This is a genomic window from Bacteroides sp. K03 (assembly GCF_019734355.1).
Taxonomy (GTDB): domain Bacteria; phylum Bacteroidota; class Bacteroidia; order Bacteroidales; family Bacteroidaceae; genus Bacteroides; species Bacteroides nordii.
On record NZ_JAASHC010000009.1, the window covers coordinates 101,632 to 120,103 of the forward strand.

At 41.3% G+C, this 18,472-nt stretch carries 9 protein-coding genes and 1 pseudogene; 3 read left to right on the plus strand and 7 right to left on the minus strand.

Annotated features, from left to right (window positions below; translation table 11 throughout):
• Positions 1-58: 58 nt before the first annotated feature.
• From HCG69_RS20845 to HCG69_RS08985, 3 genes and pseudogenes are all read right to left on the minus strand, one after another.
• Positions 59-1,588, minus strand: a pseudogene (locus HCG69_RS20845) (glycoside hydrolase family 3 C-terminal domain-containing protein).
• A gap of 100 nt (positions 1,589-1,688) precedes the next feature.
• Positions 1,689-3,158 carry a glycoside hydrolase family 125 protein gene (locus HCG69_RS08980; protein WP_221649770.1) on the minus strand — a complete coding sequence of 490 codons (1,470 nt, stop codon included), beginning with the start codon at positions 3,156-3,158 and terminating at the stop codon, positions 1,689-1,691.
• Between the two features lie 13 nt (positions 3,159-3,171).
• Entirely contained in the window at positions 3,172-4,371 is a 1,200-nt protein-coding gene (locus HCG69_RS08985; RefSeq protein WP_221649771.1) for a glycoside hydrolase family 76 protein, read from the minus strand.
• A gap of 527 nt (positions 4,372-4,898) precedes the next feature.
• On the opposite strand from HCG69_RS08985, the gene HCG69_RS08990 reads away from it, so the two are divergent.
• Positions 4,899-8,963 (plus strand): two-component regulator propeller domain-containing protein, encoded by a 4,065-nt coding sequence (locus HCG69_RS08990; RefSeq protein ID WP_221649772.1) that lies wholly within the window; start codon positions 4,899-4,901, stop codon positions 8,961-8,963.
• 392 nt (positions 8,964-9,355) lie between these two features.
• On the opposite strand, the gene carB is transcribed toward HCG69_RS08990, so the two are convergent.
• Positions 9,356-12,583: a carbamoyl-phosphate synthase (glutamine-hydrolyzing) large subunit gene (gene carB / locus HCG69_RS08995; RefSeq protein WP_221649773.1), complete on the minus strand. Its 3,228-nt coding sequence runs from the start codon at positions 12,581-12,583 to the stop codon at positions 9,356-9,358.
• Positions 12,584-12,918: 335 nt separating this feature from the next.
• Here carB and HCG69_RS09000 point away from each other — a divergent pair, with 335 nt between their 5' ends.
• Positions 12,919-13,677 (plus strand): outer membrane beta-barrel protein, encoded by a 759-nt coding sequence (locus HCG69_RS09000; protein WP_122201951.1) that lies wholly within the window; start codon positions 12,919-12,921, stop codon positions 13,675-13,677.
• Between the two features lie 96 nt (positions 13,678-13,773).
• Positions 13,774-14,874: a tryptophan--tRNA ligase gene (gene trpS / locus HCG69_RS09005; RefSeq protein ID WP_221649774.1), complete on the plus strand. Its 1,101-nt coding sequence runs from the start codon at positions 13,774-13,776 to the stop codon at positions 14,872-14,874.
• A gap of 82 nt (positions 14,875-14,956) precedes the next feature.
• On the opposite strand, the gene HCG69_RS09010 is transcribed toward trpS, so the two are convergent.
• From HCG69_RS09010 to mutL, 3 genes are all read right to left on the minus strand, one after another.
• Positions 14,957-16,141: an OmpA family protein gene (locus tag HCG69_RS09010; RefSeq protein WP_025867898.1), complete on the minus strand. Its 1,185-nt coding sequence runs from the start codon at positions 16,139-16,141 to the stop codon at positions 14,957-14,959.
• 213 nt (positions 16,142-16,354) lie between these two features.
• On the minus strand, positions 16,355-16,486 hold the full coding sequence (locus HCG69_RS20690) for a hypothetical protein (RefSeq protein WP_255585636.1): 132 nt from the start codon (positions 16,484-16,486) through the stop codon (positions 16,355-16,357).
• An 86-nt stretch (positions 16,487-16,572) separates the two neighbouring features.
• Positions 16,573-18,456 (minus strand): DNA mismatch repair endonuclease MutL, encoded by a 1,884-nt coding sequence (gene mutL / locus HCG69_RS09015; protein ID WP_221649775.1) that lies wholly within the window; start codon positions 18,454-18,456, stop codon positions 16,573-16,575.
• Positions 18,457-18,472 lie beyond the last annotated feature (16 nt).

Consider the following 18,472-nt stretch of genomic DNA (forward strand, 5'->3'; position numbering starts at 1 on the left):
GTTTAATGAATAAGAGGTGCGATGAGAGGATAATTGGTAACCTCGATACGTATATGCATCAAAGAATACGGATACTTCCCCGCGAAACGATATCACGTGAAGAGAAACCAACCATCACATTATAGTTCCCTTTATCCTGTAAGAACCTTTTGGCAGCAACATCATAATACATGAAAGCATCTTTAGTAACCATCATCTTCACCGTTGCCGATTCGCCCGCTTTCAGAAACACCTTCTTAAATTGCTTCAATTCCTTCTCCGGACGTTCTACAATGCCTCCTTCTTTTCCAAGATATAGCTGTACCACCTGTGCTCCATCACGTTTCCCCGTATTGGAAAGTTTGCAGGTTACTTCTACCGATCCATCTGCCAAAGGTTCAGAAACAGACAAGTTGGAAAGACAGAAATCCGTATAAGACAGACCGTAACCAAAAGGATACTGTACTTCACGCTGCAACTTATCATAACCACGATACCCTACAAAAATACCTTCCGTATATGCAACATGTTTATCACCATCCGGGTCATAATAGCTATTATATACCGGATTGTCTTCCCAGCGTTTCTCAAAAGTCATTGGTAGTTTGCCAGAAGGATTTACATTACCAAACAGCACATCAGCTACCGCCGTACCGCCTTCCTGTCCGGCGTACCATCCCCATAGCAGACCTTTCAATCCGGGTTCCCATGCCTGCATCTCTACATTACCACCTGCATTGACTACTCCGACTACCGGTTTCTTACATTTCAGTGTCCTTGCAATCATTTTAGCATCGGCATCAGGCAATGCAAAAGTACGGTCAGCACCTTCGCCTTCTGTGTCCGAACTATGCCCGAAGCAAGCAATCACCATATCTGCACGATTCAGCTGATCTACAAAAGCATCCTTCTTTTCACCTTTATGCCCCCAGATTAAGGCAACTGCGGCACCTCCACCTTCCTGAAAGTATTCAAAGCGAATGTCGTACTTCTTACCTGCTTCCAACGTTTTCGTTACAGAAGAGTTGCGGAAACTACCTACACCCCATTGATCAGCAACCAGTTCATTATCAAGATACAGGCGATAACCATCATCGCCGCCTACAGAAAATTCATACTCTCCTGTTATATCCGAGCGTACCACACCGGTCCATCTCACGGTCCGGCAGAGGTACGTGCTACCAGATAAGAATCCTCACCCATATACTCAACACATAGGAGCACGGTATATATTTACCGCCGGCCCCAACACAACATTTATACCTCTGGCATTGCAGTCGCGTCCCAAAGACTTTCCATATTCATAAGCAAGTTCTTCATTCCAGGTAGCAGCCAGTAATACCGTAGCCGGATAAGCAGTAGATTGCCCATGAGTGCCCAGCCCCTGTGGTCCGTCAGACATTTTCATACGATGTATACCCAAACGATCGATATTCCTTGTATACATCCAATCAACTCCTCCTATATAAGACAGCTTTTCTTCCACTGTCATTTTCTTTAGAATATCATCCACCTTGCCATCAATATCAGAAGTATACCACTTCTGTGCCGACACTCCCAAAGGAGCCAGGATGATTAAAAACAATGCTATAATTTTCTGAGATTTCATGTTCTTTCCTACTATTATTAGTTTATGCCTTTCAATAGATACAAAAAGCGAACAGCCAAAAGACATCGACTTTCAGCTGTTCACCTTTCTTCAATATCACTTATTGTATGCTGTTCAATAAATCAACTTTCCCCTCATTAACCAATTTCAATATCAATTCACCAAACAGTGTATTTTGCCATGCAAACCAGGCACGGGTAAAATTGGCCGGATCATCTTTATGGAAGGATTCATGCATAAACCCTGTACCTGCATCCGTATCCATAAGCATCTTCACACAAGTCTTTATCTCTTCGTCATTCTGGCTTGTGAAAGCTTTCATCATAATACTCATCGGCCAGATCATATCATAACCGATATGTGGCCCTCCGATACCTTCTCCGGCTTTTCCTTTGAAGAAATACGGATTGTCTTTGCTCCATACAAAACGACGCGTATTCTGATAGATCGGGTCATTCACATCCATATCGCCCAGATAAGGCATAGCTATCAGACTGGGTACATTCGCATCATCCATCAACAGCTGATTTCCAAAACCATCTACTTCAAAAGCATAAATTGTTCCGTATTTAGGATGATTATAGGTTGCGTATTTCTTCAGTGCACCTTCCACTTCCTGCGCAAGATCCGTACATTGCTGAGCCAAATCAGTTCTCTGATTTACTGCTGTCAATATCTCTGCAGCTTTTCTAAGTGAAGATACGGCAAAAAAGTTTGAAGGGACAAGAAATTGCAGTGTTGTAGCATCATCCGACGGACGGAAAGAAGAGACTATCAATCCTACCGGATTTACAGGAGCTCCCAAACCATTATTATTCAGCGTATCGAGCGCACGCTCCGTTTTACGCTGGAACTTGTAATAGTCCACTTTATCCTTACGCTGCTGTTCCTTAAATGTTCTCAGAATATTGGTAATGGCCTGTATCCATTCGTTATCAAAAATACTGGCATCTCCTGTCTCTTTCCAGTACTGATAAGCCAATCGAAGCGGATAACAAAGAGAATCAATTTCCCATTTACGCTCATGGAGTTCCGGTTTCATATCCGTCAGGTCGCTCATCCATTCGCCCCCTTTCGCTCCATCATTAAAAGCATTTGCATACGGATCAATAATGATACACTTAAACTGCCGACGAATGACTCCTTCAAGCATTTTCTTCAGTTCCGGATCTTTGTTTACCAACTGTATATAAGGCCAAACCTGTGCCCCGGAATCACGCAACCACATAGCATGAATATCTCCCGTATATACAAAAGTGTCTGGTTTACCATCCGTCGTACGGTAATGTACAGTCGTTTCAAGTGTATTCGGGAAACAGTTTTCAAACATCCAGGACAATTTCTGATTAGTCAACAACTTCTTAACCCGCACAATTTCGGCCTCTACCGCTTTAGAGGTAAACAATCTCTTCTTCATCTCCGGCCGGTTACTCTTATAAGCGGCCGCCAGACAAGCCTGGTTGATTACAACTGTATTGTCTTTTGCTACAACAAAGTCGGCTGCATTTACATGGTTTCCGAAAAATAGAGCGGCTGTGATAGCACACAAACTGATGTTTTTCTTTTTCATTCGTCTTTATATTTTAGTTAATCAATTCTTTAATACCAGCGAGCCGACCATACATTTCTACCATAGCGGCCTGTGTCAGCAACCACTTTTTATCATCTTTGTCGTTTCCACTCAAATCTACGCTAAACAACCCCTTATCATCGCGGGCATTATTCCAAGCATATTCCAGACTTTTATTAAATGCATCCAGATACGTTCTATTTTGATCTTGTTGGTAGAGTTCGATAAAACCTCTCAGCATGACAGCACTGAACCAGATATCTCCTTTTTTCAGTAGCTTGAAAGATTCACCGGTAGCAGGTGTAAAGTCCATAAAGAAATAATTATAGCATTCTTTAGCAATATTCTGCGCATCAGCCAGATACTCCGGTTGTCCGGTCAACTGATAAAGCAAAGCGGCAGCCTGCATCATTTGTCCGCTGTTGTATGCATACTTCGCTCTTCCTATCTTGCCATCAAGACGAATGTTATCAAAATAGAGATAATCTGTAGAGTCCTGCAAATGGGCTTTCGTCCATTCATACAATTCTTTTCCCTGCGTATAGTAGATACTGTCTTTCGTTGCTTTAAAAAGTTTCAATGCCAAAACAGCTCCCGGTGCATTGGAGCACGTATGTTTAGCTTCTTTTTTCTGCTCGCACCAATAGATACCTCCACCCAGCTGATCATCCATTCCGCTCAGGATAAACCTCCATATCAACTGAGCTTTCTCAAGGTATGTAGCCTCTTGGGTCATTTGATAAATGTCCGTAAAGTCAATACCCAACCATACATTGTCATCATAAAACCGATCTGAAGGAGAAGAGGTACGGATATAAGACGAATAAGCGTGCGGCTCTCTTTTTATATCAAAATACTCTTCCAGCCCGGGCAAAACCCTTTCATCCAGTAATTCCTTATATTCTTTTTTACCACTTGCCTCATACATCGCATTTACCGCAGAGAACATGCCGGAGTAAGGCCAAAGATAAGAATACTGGTTAGGTAGATTTGCCTGCTCTTCTGATGCTAAATAGGTAACATTGCTTTGCTCATCAAAAGGGTAATTCTCCCGCAACAGGTTAACACCCGGCCGTGAATAACATTGATAGATAGAATCTAATGTTTCCTGTGCTTTGGCTAAATTAGGATTCATACTTACCTGTTCTTTGTGGACACAACCTACCAAAGAAGCAGCACATAACAAGCCTACTAAAAAATATCCTGTCTTCATATTTACTTTACAAATTAATTGTATTGATATTCATTAAATAATTCATTTCTTCTGTTTGTTATCCGTTATTTCGAATAAGCTGATGGCAAATCCGCTATCAATTGCAATCCGGTGATTTTAACTCTTGTGCCGAAAGTCGACAAGTTATCAACGAAATAAAACCGAAAAAGAAAAGAATGTTCTTCATGTCATTAAACCTGTACATTAATTTAAATTCAAAAACGAGTAATCATTATACCCGCCTTATTACAGAATTGTTATCCCAGCAACAATCTTTTTTACCCCTTTATACTATACCTATTGTTATTCTAATTAGACGTCACAAAACTATGACTCCAATTAGATTATCAGTATATATTTTTATGACATTAGTGTACTTAAAGACCCGAAAGACAGAGGAATAAACATATATGTCATAAAATCGTATACTTTTTAAATTCCCTTTCTACCATTATCACTCTTTTTTATTTAATTTTGCAGCAAGTACAGGAACTCTTTATATTAATCGTGACACACAACTATATTTTATGAGAACCTCCTATCTATACTATACCTTTTCACTTCTGCTATTTCTATTTAATATGACAAGTGAAATCAACGCATATAACCTACGGCAATATTCCAGCCAGAACGGTTTATCGAACAGTGCGATTCTATCTCTTTGCCAAGATAATAATGGCTTAATGTGGATAGGAACCTGTGACGGACTAAATATTTTCGATGGAACTACCCCACGACTGTACAAACCTGCAAATTCCCGTATTGGTTTCTCCGGTAATATCATAGGCAATATAATGGAGACCGAAGAAGATGTATTATGGATACAGACTAATTATGGTCTTGACCGCTTCGACTCTCACCAGCAGACGATTCAGAGCTTCAAGGAGTTCAAAGACATCAACAAAATGGCAAAGAGTGCAGCAGGAGACGTATATATCATCAAAGATGACGGTAACATCTATTATTTCAACCGACACGACAAAGAGTTCAGAAGATTAGATGCAGGAACGGTTGTTTTTGAGAATGTCCTGCAAATAGTTGTAGACAGTTCAGACATTCTTTGGATTTTCTCTTCAGACGGTAGCAACCAAAGTTATGCAATAGAAAAAGAGAGGAACGAAATAAAACTCTCACCACGCAATCATTTTAATCACCCGGAGAAATTGCTTTGGGCTTCAACTGAAAATGACCTGCTCTATTTCATAGACAGTACTTACGCTTTCTATGAATATGACTTGAATAGCCAAAAGAAATATTATATCGTTGATCTCGAATCTGAGATACATCAACGCGGGGAAGTATCCTCCATTATAAAGAAACAAAATGATTACTATATCGGATTTAAGAGCAGCGGCCTGATCCAACTGAAGTATCAGCCCGACCAGAAAATAAAGTATATCATACAACCTACCGATATCCGCACCGGAATATTTTGTCTGCTGAAAGATAAATACCAGGACATCATTTGGATAGGTACAGACGGACAAGGAGTGTACATGTATTTTGCTGATACATTTTCTATAAAAAACACCCTCCTAAATACACCGGCCTATCAGATAAACAATCCGGTTCGCGCACTCTATCTTGATGATGAACAAACGCTATGGATCGGAACGAAAGGAAATGGGATATTACGCATGTTCAACTATCATCCGGAGGCAGAGACGGATATAAGCCTCAAAACAGAACAACTGCTGACCAATAACAGTACACTTACAGACAACTCTGTCTATTGTTTTGCTCCGAGTCATTGGAAAAGACTCTGGATAGGAACCGAGAACGGTATAAACTACTATTCGTATCCGGACCGGAAAATAAAACAGTTCCCCGTTCTGGCAGAAGGAAAAACAGTAAAGTATGTCCATTCTATCTGCGAACAAAACGATAGTACCCTCTGGATTGCCACAGTAGGAGAAGGTATTGTGAAAGTGTCTTTAAATGGTTCCGGTAGTTCTCCCACTGTAAAAAGTGCGGAAAGGATTATCCTGGACAAAGGCAAACGTGCATCCAACTACTTTTTTGTTTCTTTCCAGGAAAGTGATTCCGTCATGTGGTTTGGCAACCGCGGATACGGAGCCTATCGGATCAATACGCATACGGGGCAAATGAAAACCTATCTGTTTGATCAGGCGATAAAAAGCCAGACAGTAAACGACATCTTTGCTATTCTGAAAAATGATGCGGGATATTGGTTCGGTACAAGCTTCGGGCTGACGCGTATTTATAATGACGATTATTACATATATAACGAGACCAACGGTTTTCTCAATAATACGATTCATGGCATTCTTGAAGACCAGAAACAAAATCTGTGGATCAGTACCAATCAAGGTCTGGTAAGATTTAATATCCAAACCAATGCTGTGCAGACTTATCATCAGCGAAATGATCTGAAAGTGACAGAGTTCAGTGACGGAGCTTACTTTAAAGACAAACGCACGAATACTCTTTTCTTTGGTGGTACGAACGGTTTTATAACGATTAATGAGAACAACTCCACGGCCATAGAATATATGCCCGCCCTGCAATTCAATCGTTTGTCTATCTTTGGCAAGGAATATGATATATATGATTTCTTCAGGGAAGACAAAAAGCAAAAGGTACTGGAACTGGACTATAGCCAGAACTTCTTTAGCCTGTCATTCATAGCTATCGACTATGTCAATGGAAATAATTACACTTACTATTACAAGATTGACGGTTTGAGTGAAAATTGGATAGAGAACGGGCTTTCTACTACAGCTGTATTTTCTAACCTCTCCCCCGGACAGTATACACTATTGGTAAAATACCGGAGCAATATCACGGGAGAGGAAAGCACTCCCCAATCCCTGATTATCCGTATCATCCCTCCCTGGTACAGAACTACTATTGCTTACTCTATTTACTTTATGCTATTTCTCGGATTCGTATCCGGGTGTATTTACATGTTAATTAAGCGGTATCGGCACAAAAGGGATCGCATGATCGAGCAAATGAACCGCCAACAACGCAATGAATTGTATGAGTCTAAACTTCGTTTTTTTACCAATGTCACTCATGAGTTCTGCACTCCGTTAACCTTGATCTATGGTCCCTGCCAGAAGATATTATCACATACGGAAGCAGATAATTATGTTCACAAATATGCCACGATGATTCTACAGAACGCTCAGAAGCTGAATGCATTGATTCTGGAGTTAATAGAATTCCGTCGTTTGGAAACCGGAAATAAAACACTTGAAATAAAACAGCTCCCTATATCCGAACAGACGAAGGACATAGCCGAATCTTTCTGTGAACTGGCCGAGAGTCAAAAGATAAACTATCAATTGAAAATAGAAGAAGATGTTTACTGGAATTCGGATGCCAGTTGCTTCAATAAGATAGTAAATAATCTATTGTCCAATGCCTTCAAATATACGCCGGAGAATGGAAGCATAATCGTAGAACAACGTATAGCAGAAGGACAGCTTTGCATTCGTATCTCAAATACGGGGAAGGGAATTGCTAAGGAGAATCTAACCAAGATATTCGACCGCTACAAGATACTGGACAATTTTGAAGTGCAAAACAAGAATGGTATTTCTCCCCGAAACGGATTGGGACTCGCCATTTGCCATAGCATGGTAAACCTTCTGGACGGTCAGATTCAGGTAACAAGTGTACCCGGTCAGATCACCACTTTTGAAGTTACTCTGCCGGCATTGGCTGTTACAACAGCTTCTGTTCCCGAAGAAAGTATACTCACAGAACCACCTGTACAGGCAGATAACAAACCGGTTGAATTAGAAAATATACCGGCAACTTATGATCCTTCCAGGCAAACGGTAGTCATTATCGATGACGATCCTTCTATGTTATGGTTTATTTCCGATTTGTTTGCAGGCAAATACAATGTGCTTTCATTCGATAATGCAGCAAAAGCGATAGAACAACTGGAACTCAAATCTGCCGATCTGATTATCTCAGATGTAATGATGCCGGATATAGACGGAATATCATTCGCAAAAAGAGTGAAATCGAACAAGCTGCTTACACATATCCCATTAATCTTATTATCGGCGCTCAATAGTGTGAACGATCAGATGAAGGGCATTGAGTCCGGAGCAGAAGCCTACGTCACCAAACCTTTCAATGCGGAGTATCTGATGAAACTGGCAGAACGGCTTATCCTGCGGGAAAAAGAATTGAAGGAGTATTATAATTCAATACTCAGTACTTTCAAGCTGGACGACGGGCAATTCTTACACAAAGAGAATAAGGTGTTTTTTGAGAAAATGATGCAATTGATTGATAAGAATATTACCAACGATGAATTGTCTGTTGAATTTTTAAGCAGTTCCTTAGGGTATAGTACCCGGCATTTTTACCGAAAGCTGAAGGAGATTACAGAAAAGACTCCTGCCGATATCATCAAAGAATATCGATTAGCCATAGCGAAAAATCTATTGCTTACTACTAATTTGTCAATAGAAGAAATCATGGACAAATCGGGATTTATAAATCGCGGAACTTTCTATAAGATATTTTCACAGAAGTATAATATGCCTCCACGGCAATATAGAGAACAACAGAAGAAAAATTTCAAAGAGGTATCGGAACATAAATAATGTGTCAATATGCCAATTGGCTGCGTTATATCGGTACACCTCCCCCCTCCTTTTGAGTAAGGAAGGTGTACTGGTCTAATACTGTTATTTATCCTTCACCGACGAACGATCTCTACCAAGTAAAGGAACTCTATCTTTCCCGGTGAGGAGCGTTGTTTTACATGTACATGTAAAGCTGTTAAACATGTACATGTAAAGCAGCGTTAGATGTACATGTAAAGCAGTAATACATGTACATGTAAAACAACGTTCCATTACGACTCTCTGTGAGTTCGACTACGACTTTAGTAAGTCACCTTCCCTTCGATCGCCCAACACACCTCCGCATAAGAAAAAAAACAGGGTGATAATGCCACGCATTACCACCCTGAACTCTTTATAGTAAGAGAAGCTTATTTATATTCCTGCCAGCTCTTTATCTGGATATCTTCCAGTTTCAACTCGCAGAATGCTTCAATAAATGCACTTGCCAAACGGGCATTGGTGATCAACGGAATGTTGTGATCAATAGCACCGCGACGGATACGATATCCATTCGTCAACTCACGTTTGCTATGATTCTTCGGGATATTGACAATCAAGTCAAACTTATGGTCAGCAATCATCTTCATCACGTTGTTTTCTGCTCCCGGCTTTTCATCGGGCCAGTACACCGGAGTGGTATCTACACCGTGTGCATTGAGGAAAGCAGCTGTTCCGGCAGTAGCATAAATCTTATATCCCTGCGCAAACAGAGCACGGCTGGCATCCAGCAAATCAACTTTTGATTTCATGGCACCGGAAGAGAACATAACACCTTTCTCTTTTGAAGGTATCTTAAATCCGGTAGAAATCATTGCATTCAGCAAGGCTTCGGAGAAGTCATCACCGATACAACCCACCTCACCGGTAGAAGACATATCTACACCCAAAACAGGGTCGGCCTTATGCAGACGGGAGAATGAGAACTGAGAAGCCTTCACACCAATCCAGTCGATATCAAAGGCAGACTTGTCCGGACGGCTGTACGGAGCGTCAAGCATGATACGGGTAGCTGTTTCGATAAAGTTACGTTTCAGTACTTTAGACACGAATGGGAAACTACGTGAGGCACGCAGGTTACATTCAATTACTTTCACCTCGTTGTTGCGAGCCAGGAACTGGATGTTGAACGGACCGGAAATATTAAGTTCTTTTGCAATCTGGCGGCTGATTTTCTTAATGCGGCGAGCTGTTGCAAAGTAGATCTTTTGTGCAGGGAATACCAATGTAGCATCACCGGAGTGAACACCGGCAAACTCAACATGTTCAGAGATGGCATATTCCACCACTTCACCATTCTGAGCTACTGCATCAAATTCTATCTCTTTCGTGTTTTCGAGGAACTGAGAAACAACTACCGGATATTCTTTTGAAACCTCAGCAGCCATCTTCAGGAAGTTCTCCAACTCTTCATCGTCATAGCAAACATTCATTGCTGCACCCGAAAGTACGTAAGACGGACGAACCAACACCGGATAACCTACCTTTTCAACGAAGCCTTTCACTTCTTCAAGACTGGTGAGCTCCATCCATGCCGGTTGGTCAATGCCCAGCTGATCGAGCATAGCAGAGAATTTATTACGGTTCTCGGCACGATCGATAGAAACCGGAGAAGTACCCAGTACAGGAACCGACTGACGATAAAGTTTCATTGCTAAGTTGTTCGGAATCTGTCCGCCCACGGAAACAATGACACCACGAGGCTGTTCGAGATCGATAACATCGAGTACACGCTCAAAGGAAAGCTCGTCAAAGTACAGACGGTCGCACATATCATAGTCAGTAGATACCGTTTCGGGGTTATAGTTAATCATGATAGATTTGTAACCTAACTTACGAGCTGTCTGTACAGCATTTACCGAACACCAGTCAAACTCTACCGAGCTACCGATACGATATGCACCCGAACCGAGAACGACTACTGCTTTCTCATTCTTATAATAGTTTACATCATACCCTTCTACAGCATACGTCATGTAGAGATAATTGGTCAGTTCCGGATGTTCAGAAGCAATTGTGTTGATACGTTTTACAGCCGGAAGAACACCCAACGATTTACGATGTGCACGAACTGCCAGATTTTCTTTTTCCATATTGCCGGTCGGATTCAATACGAAACGAGCTATCTGGAAGTCAGAGAAACCAAGAATCTTCGCTTCACGCATCACATCGGCAGGGATATCCTCTACTTTACTATAAGTAGAAAGTTTCACTTTATAGTCAACAATATTTTTCAATTTACCAAGGAACCACGGATCAATCTTAGTCAGATCGTGGATACGGTCAATCGTATATCCTTGTTCCAAAGCCTGTGCAATAGCAAATACGCGCAGGTCGGTAGGATTAGCCAGTTCTTTGTCAAGGTCATCAAAAGTCACGTCATCGTTGCCTACAAATCCGTGCATGCCTTGCCCGATCATACGTAGTCCTTTCTGGATGATCTCCTCGAAAGAACGACCGATAGACATAATTTCACCTACCGACTTCATACTTGAACCGATCTCACGGGATACACCGGCAAATTTAGTAAGGTCCCAACGGGGAATCTTACAAATATAGTAATCAAGTTGCGGAGCCAGATAAGCAGAATTCGGAGTTCCCATCTCACCAATCTGATCGAGTGTATAGCCTAAAGCAACTTTGGCAGCAACAAATGCCAACGGATAACCGGTAGCTTTGGAAGCCAAGGCAGAAGAACGGCTCAGACGGGCATTTACTTCGATGACACGATAGTCATCCGTTTCGGAATTGAAAGCATATTGAATGTTACATTCACCTACAATGCCCAAATGACGAATACATTTTGTAGAAAGTTCTTTCAGTAATGTAAGTTCCTTATCATCCAGCGAGCAGGTAGGAGCTACCACGATAGACTCACCTGTATGGATACCCAGCGGGTCGAAATTTTCCATACTTGCCACTGTGAAACAGTGATCGTTGGCATCACGAATTACCTCAAACTCAATTTCTTTCCATCCCTTCAGAGACTCTTCTACAAGAATTTGTTTGGAGAATGCAAATGAGCTTTCAGCCAGTTTCAGGAATTCTTCTTCGTCGGCACAAATACCGCTTCCAAGACCTCCCAGCGCATAAGCCGAACGAACCATTACCGGATATCCGATGCGACGTGCAGCAGCAATGGCATCTTCCATATTCTCCACCGCCTGGCTGATAGGAGTCTTCATTTCAATTTCATTGAGCTTCTTCACGAACAAGTCGCGGTCTTCTGTATACATGATAGCTTCAACAGAAGTACCTAATACTTTCACGCCATATTTGTCGAGAATACCATTTGTGTAAAGTTCAGCACCACAATTCAGCGCCGTTTGACCACCAAATGCAAGGAGAATTCCATCAGGACGTTCCTTCTTTATTATCTCTTCTACAAAGTAGGTTGTCACGGGAAGGAAATACACTTTATCAGCAATTCCTTCAGAAGTCTGAATGGTTGCAATGTTCGGATTAACCAATACCGAACTGATACCTTCTTCTTTCAAGGCCTTCAGTGCCTGCGAACCAGAGTAGTCAAACTCTCCGGCTTGTCCGATTTTGAGTGCTCCTGAACCCAGAACCAGGACTTTCTTCATTTCCTTTTCCATTTCTCTTGTTGTTATAATGTTGTTGTTTCTTAAAGTTACCACATAAAAAAAATGCGTTACCCTAACAAAAGGACTAACGCATTACCAAAGAACTAAAATATCGTTTTTGGAGAAAATAGAAGAAGTATACAGATTCCGGATGGAAAACATCCGAACGAAGATATTGCTTACTTCTTATTTCCTGTTGATTCATTGCTATTTTTAAAATTTGTGCAAAGTAACGACTTATTTCTATAAATACAAAAGATTCGGGAAAGAATATTTCCTACAAAGTAGTATTCGACATCATTTTGTTTCCTATATTTGCACCTCGTAAACATCAATAAATTCAAAACATGAAAAGACTTACACTTATTCTGTTTGCCGCATTATGCATTGCAGCAAACCTATCTGCTCAAAACAAACCAGGTAAAGGATCATTTGGTACTGAAGTTCAATTTAATCCGTTTGATCAGAACGGAGAAACGTTCAAACTGGACGGACTAAAGTTCCGCTACTTCGTAACAGACAAAGACGCTATTCGCCTGAAACTGGGATTCAATCTGGACCATTCTAACTTTACAAATAAAGAAGAAGGTGAAACACAGGCAGATTACACTTCGACCGAATTTAAATATAATGTGGGAGACTTCCGTCTGGATGCAGGTTACGAACGTCATTTCGATATCAGCAAAAGAGTGAACATCTATGTTGGAGGTTCTTTTGGATTCACCCGTCATTTTGCCTCCACTAAGTTAGAAACTGTTTCTAATGAACTCTCAACCACATTCAAGGGCGAAATCACCAATGGAGCCATTACCCCTGACTCAAATGCAGACGAGCTGGATATTGAAAATATGTTGCCAGCCGTGAATGACAGGGCTTACTGGGGAATCAATGCAGCAATTTTCACCGGTCTGGATTTTTACGTATACAAAGGACTCTATGTAGGTACAGAGCTTGGGCTGAAACTGGAGAACCGTAAATCGAGCAAAATGACTTACAGAGCAGTGGCAGATAAAACCAATTACCTCGAAGAAACGACCGATAAGGCTATTACAACAAAGGTTAAGACTTATATAGAACCGGTTCTCCGATTGGGTTGGACTTTTTAAACGATGCGATAGCCGCCTTTTTATTTTATCCTTTTTTATTCGTATCTTTGCCAAAGCGAAAATAAGCTGCACCTAATATATAAAAGTATAAAGAAAATGGGAAAAGAAAAGATCATATTAACGGGCGACCGCCCGACAGGTAGACTTCACATCGGACACTACGTGGGCTCTTTGAAAAGAAGAGTAGACCTCCAAAACTCCGGCGACTTCAGTAAGATGTTTGTCTTCATTGCTGATGCACAGGCTTTGACGGATAATATTGATAATCCCGAGAAAGTACGTCAGAATGTTATTGAAGTAGCTCTCGACTATCTGGCTTGCGGACTCGATCCGGCCAAAGCTACTATTTTCATTCAGTCACAGATTCCGGAACTTTGTGAATTGTCTTTCTATTTCATGGATCTGGTGACTGTATCACGTTTGCAACGCAATCCGACGGTAAAGACAGAAATCCAAATGCGTAACTTTGAGACGAGTATCCCAGTAGGTTTCTTTACTTATCCCATCAGTCAGGCTGCTGATATCACTGCATTCCGTGCAACAACGGTTCCGGTAGGTGAAGATCAGGAACCTATGATTGAACAGGCAAGAGAAATTGTACGCCGCTTTAATTACATCTATGGTGAAACTTTGGTAGAGCCGGAAATCCTGTTGCCGGATAATGCTGCTTGTCTACGTCTGCCGGGTACCGATGGTAAGGCTAAAATGAGTAAATCATTGGGTAATTGTATTTATCTCTCCGAAGATGCTGACGAAATACAGAAAAAGGTAATGAGCATGTTCACCGATCCCGATCATCTGCGTGTACAGGATCCGGGTAAGATAGAAGGCAACACTGTATTCACATATCTTGATGCATTCTGCCGTCCGGAACATTTCGAGCGTTATCTGCCGGATTATCCGAACTTGAATGAGTTGAAAGCCCACTATCAGCGTGGTGGACTGGGAGATGTGAAAGTAAAACGTTTCTTAAATGCCATCATGCAGGAGACATTGGAGCCGATCCGTAACCGCCGGAAAGAGTTCGAGAAAGATATTCCTGCCATCTATGAGATGTTGAAACAAGGATGCGAAGTGGCAAGAGCCGCTGCGGCCGATACACTGGCAGATGTTCGCAGATCTATGAAGATCAATTACTTTGACGACGCAGATCTGATAGCAGAACAAGTAAAAAAGTTCAGCACTCCTGAAAAGTAAGCAACGTTGAGAATCGTTTATGAAAATACCCCGCTACCGGTAAACCGATAGCGGGGCTTTCTTTTTTATATAATCCTATCTCTTAATTGTTAGATTTCACCAATACAACACGGTTCAGGATAGGTTGTCCGAATTTATCTACACCACCATTACCATCAACGCTCAGACGGTTTGCTGAAATACCATATTGTTTAACCAATACATTCACAACGGCTTGTGCACGTTTCATACTCAATTCTTTATTAAAGCTTGGAGTACCTGTTGCGGAGTCTGCATATCCGTTTACAACATATTTAGTATCCGGGAATTTCTTCATCTGCTCAGCCAGATAAGACAAGTTCATTGCTTCACGAGGAGATATCTCGGCAGAACCAATATTAAAGAATACGGTACGAGGAGCGATATTAGCATCTACGATCACTTCTTGTTCTACAACCTCTGTTGTTGGCTGGCTCTCTGCTTCCTGTAACTGCTGTTGCAATGTAAGGTTGGCAGCAGCCATTGCATTCATCTGTTCGCGCATATTTCTCAATTCCAATTCAGAGATAATCTGCGGGAACGGACGTTGGAATCCACGGTTCGGGAAACGATAAGTCAAACCTATAGAAGCTCCGAAAATACCATCGTAGTCGTGCTTGCCACCATGTTCACCATCAAATTTGCCTTCTACTCCCGTAGCACTTAACTCAAGATTGATATCAACTGCACTCGAAATACGGAAACGGTTTATCAAACCTGCATTTATTGTTAATGCATTTACGTGAGGTCTTGTGTAAGCATGAGTGAAACCAGCTCCCAAATAAGGAATCAACTCATATACACGATGTGAATTGTAACCACCAAAAAGGGCATTCAGATTGAACATAATATCACCATGCAGATTCATGTAGTCAAATTTCTGTTTGTAATATCCATCACCCAGTTCATTACCGGTTACATAAGGGGCAGTTTTATCGTATGTAAAACCTTTAGCTTCAAGTCCGCTATATTGCAAACGCAATCCCAATCCGGGAGTGAACCATTTACCAATTGCAACATTTAATACAGGACTGATACGGTCTTTGAACGCTCCGGCTTTATCACCATTTCCATAAAGCACCTGAGCACCTCCGCCAACAGAAAAGAACCAGTTACTCCAGAACGGGTTGGTTAACACTTGATATTTGTCTTGAACCTGAATTTCTTCAAACTCGGTTACAGTAACCTGCTGAGCAGAAGCTACAGCAGTAACGCCGGCAAACGCCAGCAACATTAGAATCTTTTTCATATACCTAAATAGTTAAAGTGGTTATTATTTTTCCTATTGAAACTGTTTAAATAACACCAAGGGAAATAAAAGGTTCTGAAAATAGATGATTTTATGTTTTTTCTTGTGAGAAAAGGAGAGTGAAGAGCCTGATGGAGCAGTCGGCATACTACTTTATGATTAGCTTTAATCTAATTGATGAATTGGCATATTGACAGATTATTAATCAGCTTTTTAGGTGAAACAGCGTTCTATTTCTATGGCACACGGATAAGCCAGATCAGGCAGATGACGACGGATTAAATTTTCTTTTCCCTGATTACCAATAAATGAAAGACCTGTTATCATCTGCCTGATCTGGCTCATCCGTGTGCCATATAGAAAACAAATCTATTAAGCTCATTTTTTTATCAATTAACCATCGCTTGGCGTACCTCCCCGTGCGGGAAGCACTATCTGAAGAGTTTCTCTATCTCTTCTTCCTTTATTGTGGAAAGTACCACTTTGCCATCGGGAGTATAGTTAGGGGCCACACAGGCAAACAGATTATCTACAAGATTCACCATCTCTTCGTTTGACAAAACTTGACCGTAAACAATAGCAGCAGCCCGAGACAAAGTCAGTGCCAGAATACTTTGTACTTCTTCTTTCACATCGCTACCTTTTTCCATTGCTGTGTGTAACATACTACGCACCAGTTCTACCGGATTCAACCCTTCGATACCAGCAGGAATTCCATTAATAGCATAACTTCCTCCACCCAGATCACTAAGTTCAAAACCCACAGCAGCAAGATCGTCCATAATACTTTGCAACACAGCTGCCTCAGAAACGGGTAATTGCAATATTTCCGGAAAAAGAACTCCCTGGGACATTCCTTGCTTTTGCTTAATCTGCATCATATAACGATCAAATAATACCCGGATGTGAGCACGATGCTGGTCAATAAGCATTAGACCGGATTTTACAGAAGTAAGAATAAAACGCCCCTTAAACTGTAAATGCAAATTTCCCTTTTCCATAATAGGTTCATTAGCATATAAAGTCGGAGGAGTCACCGACTGAACCTCTGCATCAGTAGGAAAGAAATAATCCGGTTCTGCCTCTGGTTCATCGATAACAGGCCGATTCATTTTACTGGCCTTTTCCAATCCGCCATAAAGATCTTCCCAATCCACTTTTTGACGGGAATACCCCGCAGCGCTTCCTCCAGATCCGAAAGAAGAAGTTTTGAAAGGATTAAAGTCCGAATTATATTGTACACGTGGCGGCTCCGGTGGAAGATTTTGTTCAAAAGCCGGAATATCAGGCATATCTTCCGTATCAAAATCAATCGAAGGAACAGCATTAAACTTGCCTAATGACTCCTTAACAGCTGCTGAGATAATCTGCCAGATAGCCTGTTCATTCTCAAACTTGATTTCGGTCTTTGTAGGGTGAATATTCACATCAATATTAGCAGGGTCTACCTCAAAATAAAGAAAATAAGAAATCTGTTCACCTACCGGGATCAACTGTTCATAGGCATCCATCACAGCCTTATGGAAATAGGGATGCCGCATGTAACGCCCGTTTACAAAGAAATACTGATGGGCGCCTTTCTTACGAGCGGTTTCAGGTTTGGCTACATAACCCGAAATTTTTATCATCGTTGTATTCACATCCACACTCAGTAATTGCTGATTAAGCTTTTTACCAAAAACAGCGAGAATACGTTGCCGCAAAGAACTCACCGGAAGATTGAATAATTCCGAATCATTACTATAAAGCGAAAAAGCCACTTCGGGATGTACAAGAGCAATGCGTTCAAATTCAGTAAGTATATTACTAAGCTCTGTAGAATTGGCTTTCAGAAATTTTCGACGTGCCGGGATATTGAAGAAAAGATTCTTAATAGAAAAATTACTCCCTTTGGGACAGGATACTGCTTCCTGACTTTCGACTTTAGAACCTGCAATAACCAATTTCGTTCCGAGTTCTTCAGCCTCAAGGCGAGTTTTAAGTTCTACTTGTGCTACAGCCGCGATAGATGCCAGCGCTTCACCACGAAATCCCATTGTACGCAAAGCAAAAAGATCGGATGCTTCACGGATTTTAGAAGTTGCATGACGCTCGAAAGACAAGCGGGCATCTGTTTCAGACATTCCCTTTCCATCATCAATAACCTGTATACAGGTCTTACCCGCATCAGTCACTAATACATGTATATTGCAAGCTTCAGCATCAATCGCATTTTCTACCAACTCTTTAATGACAGATGCCGGACGTTGTATCACCTCACCAGCTGCAATCTGGTTAGCAACTGAATCTGGCAACAAATGAATGATATCACTCATAATATTTAGTAGTTAG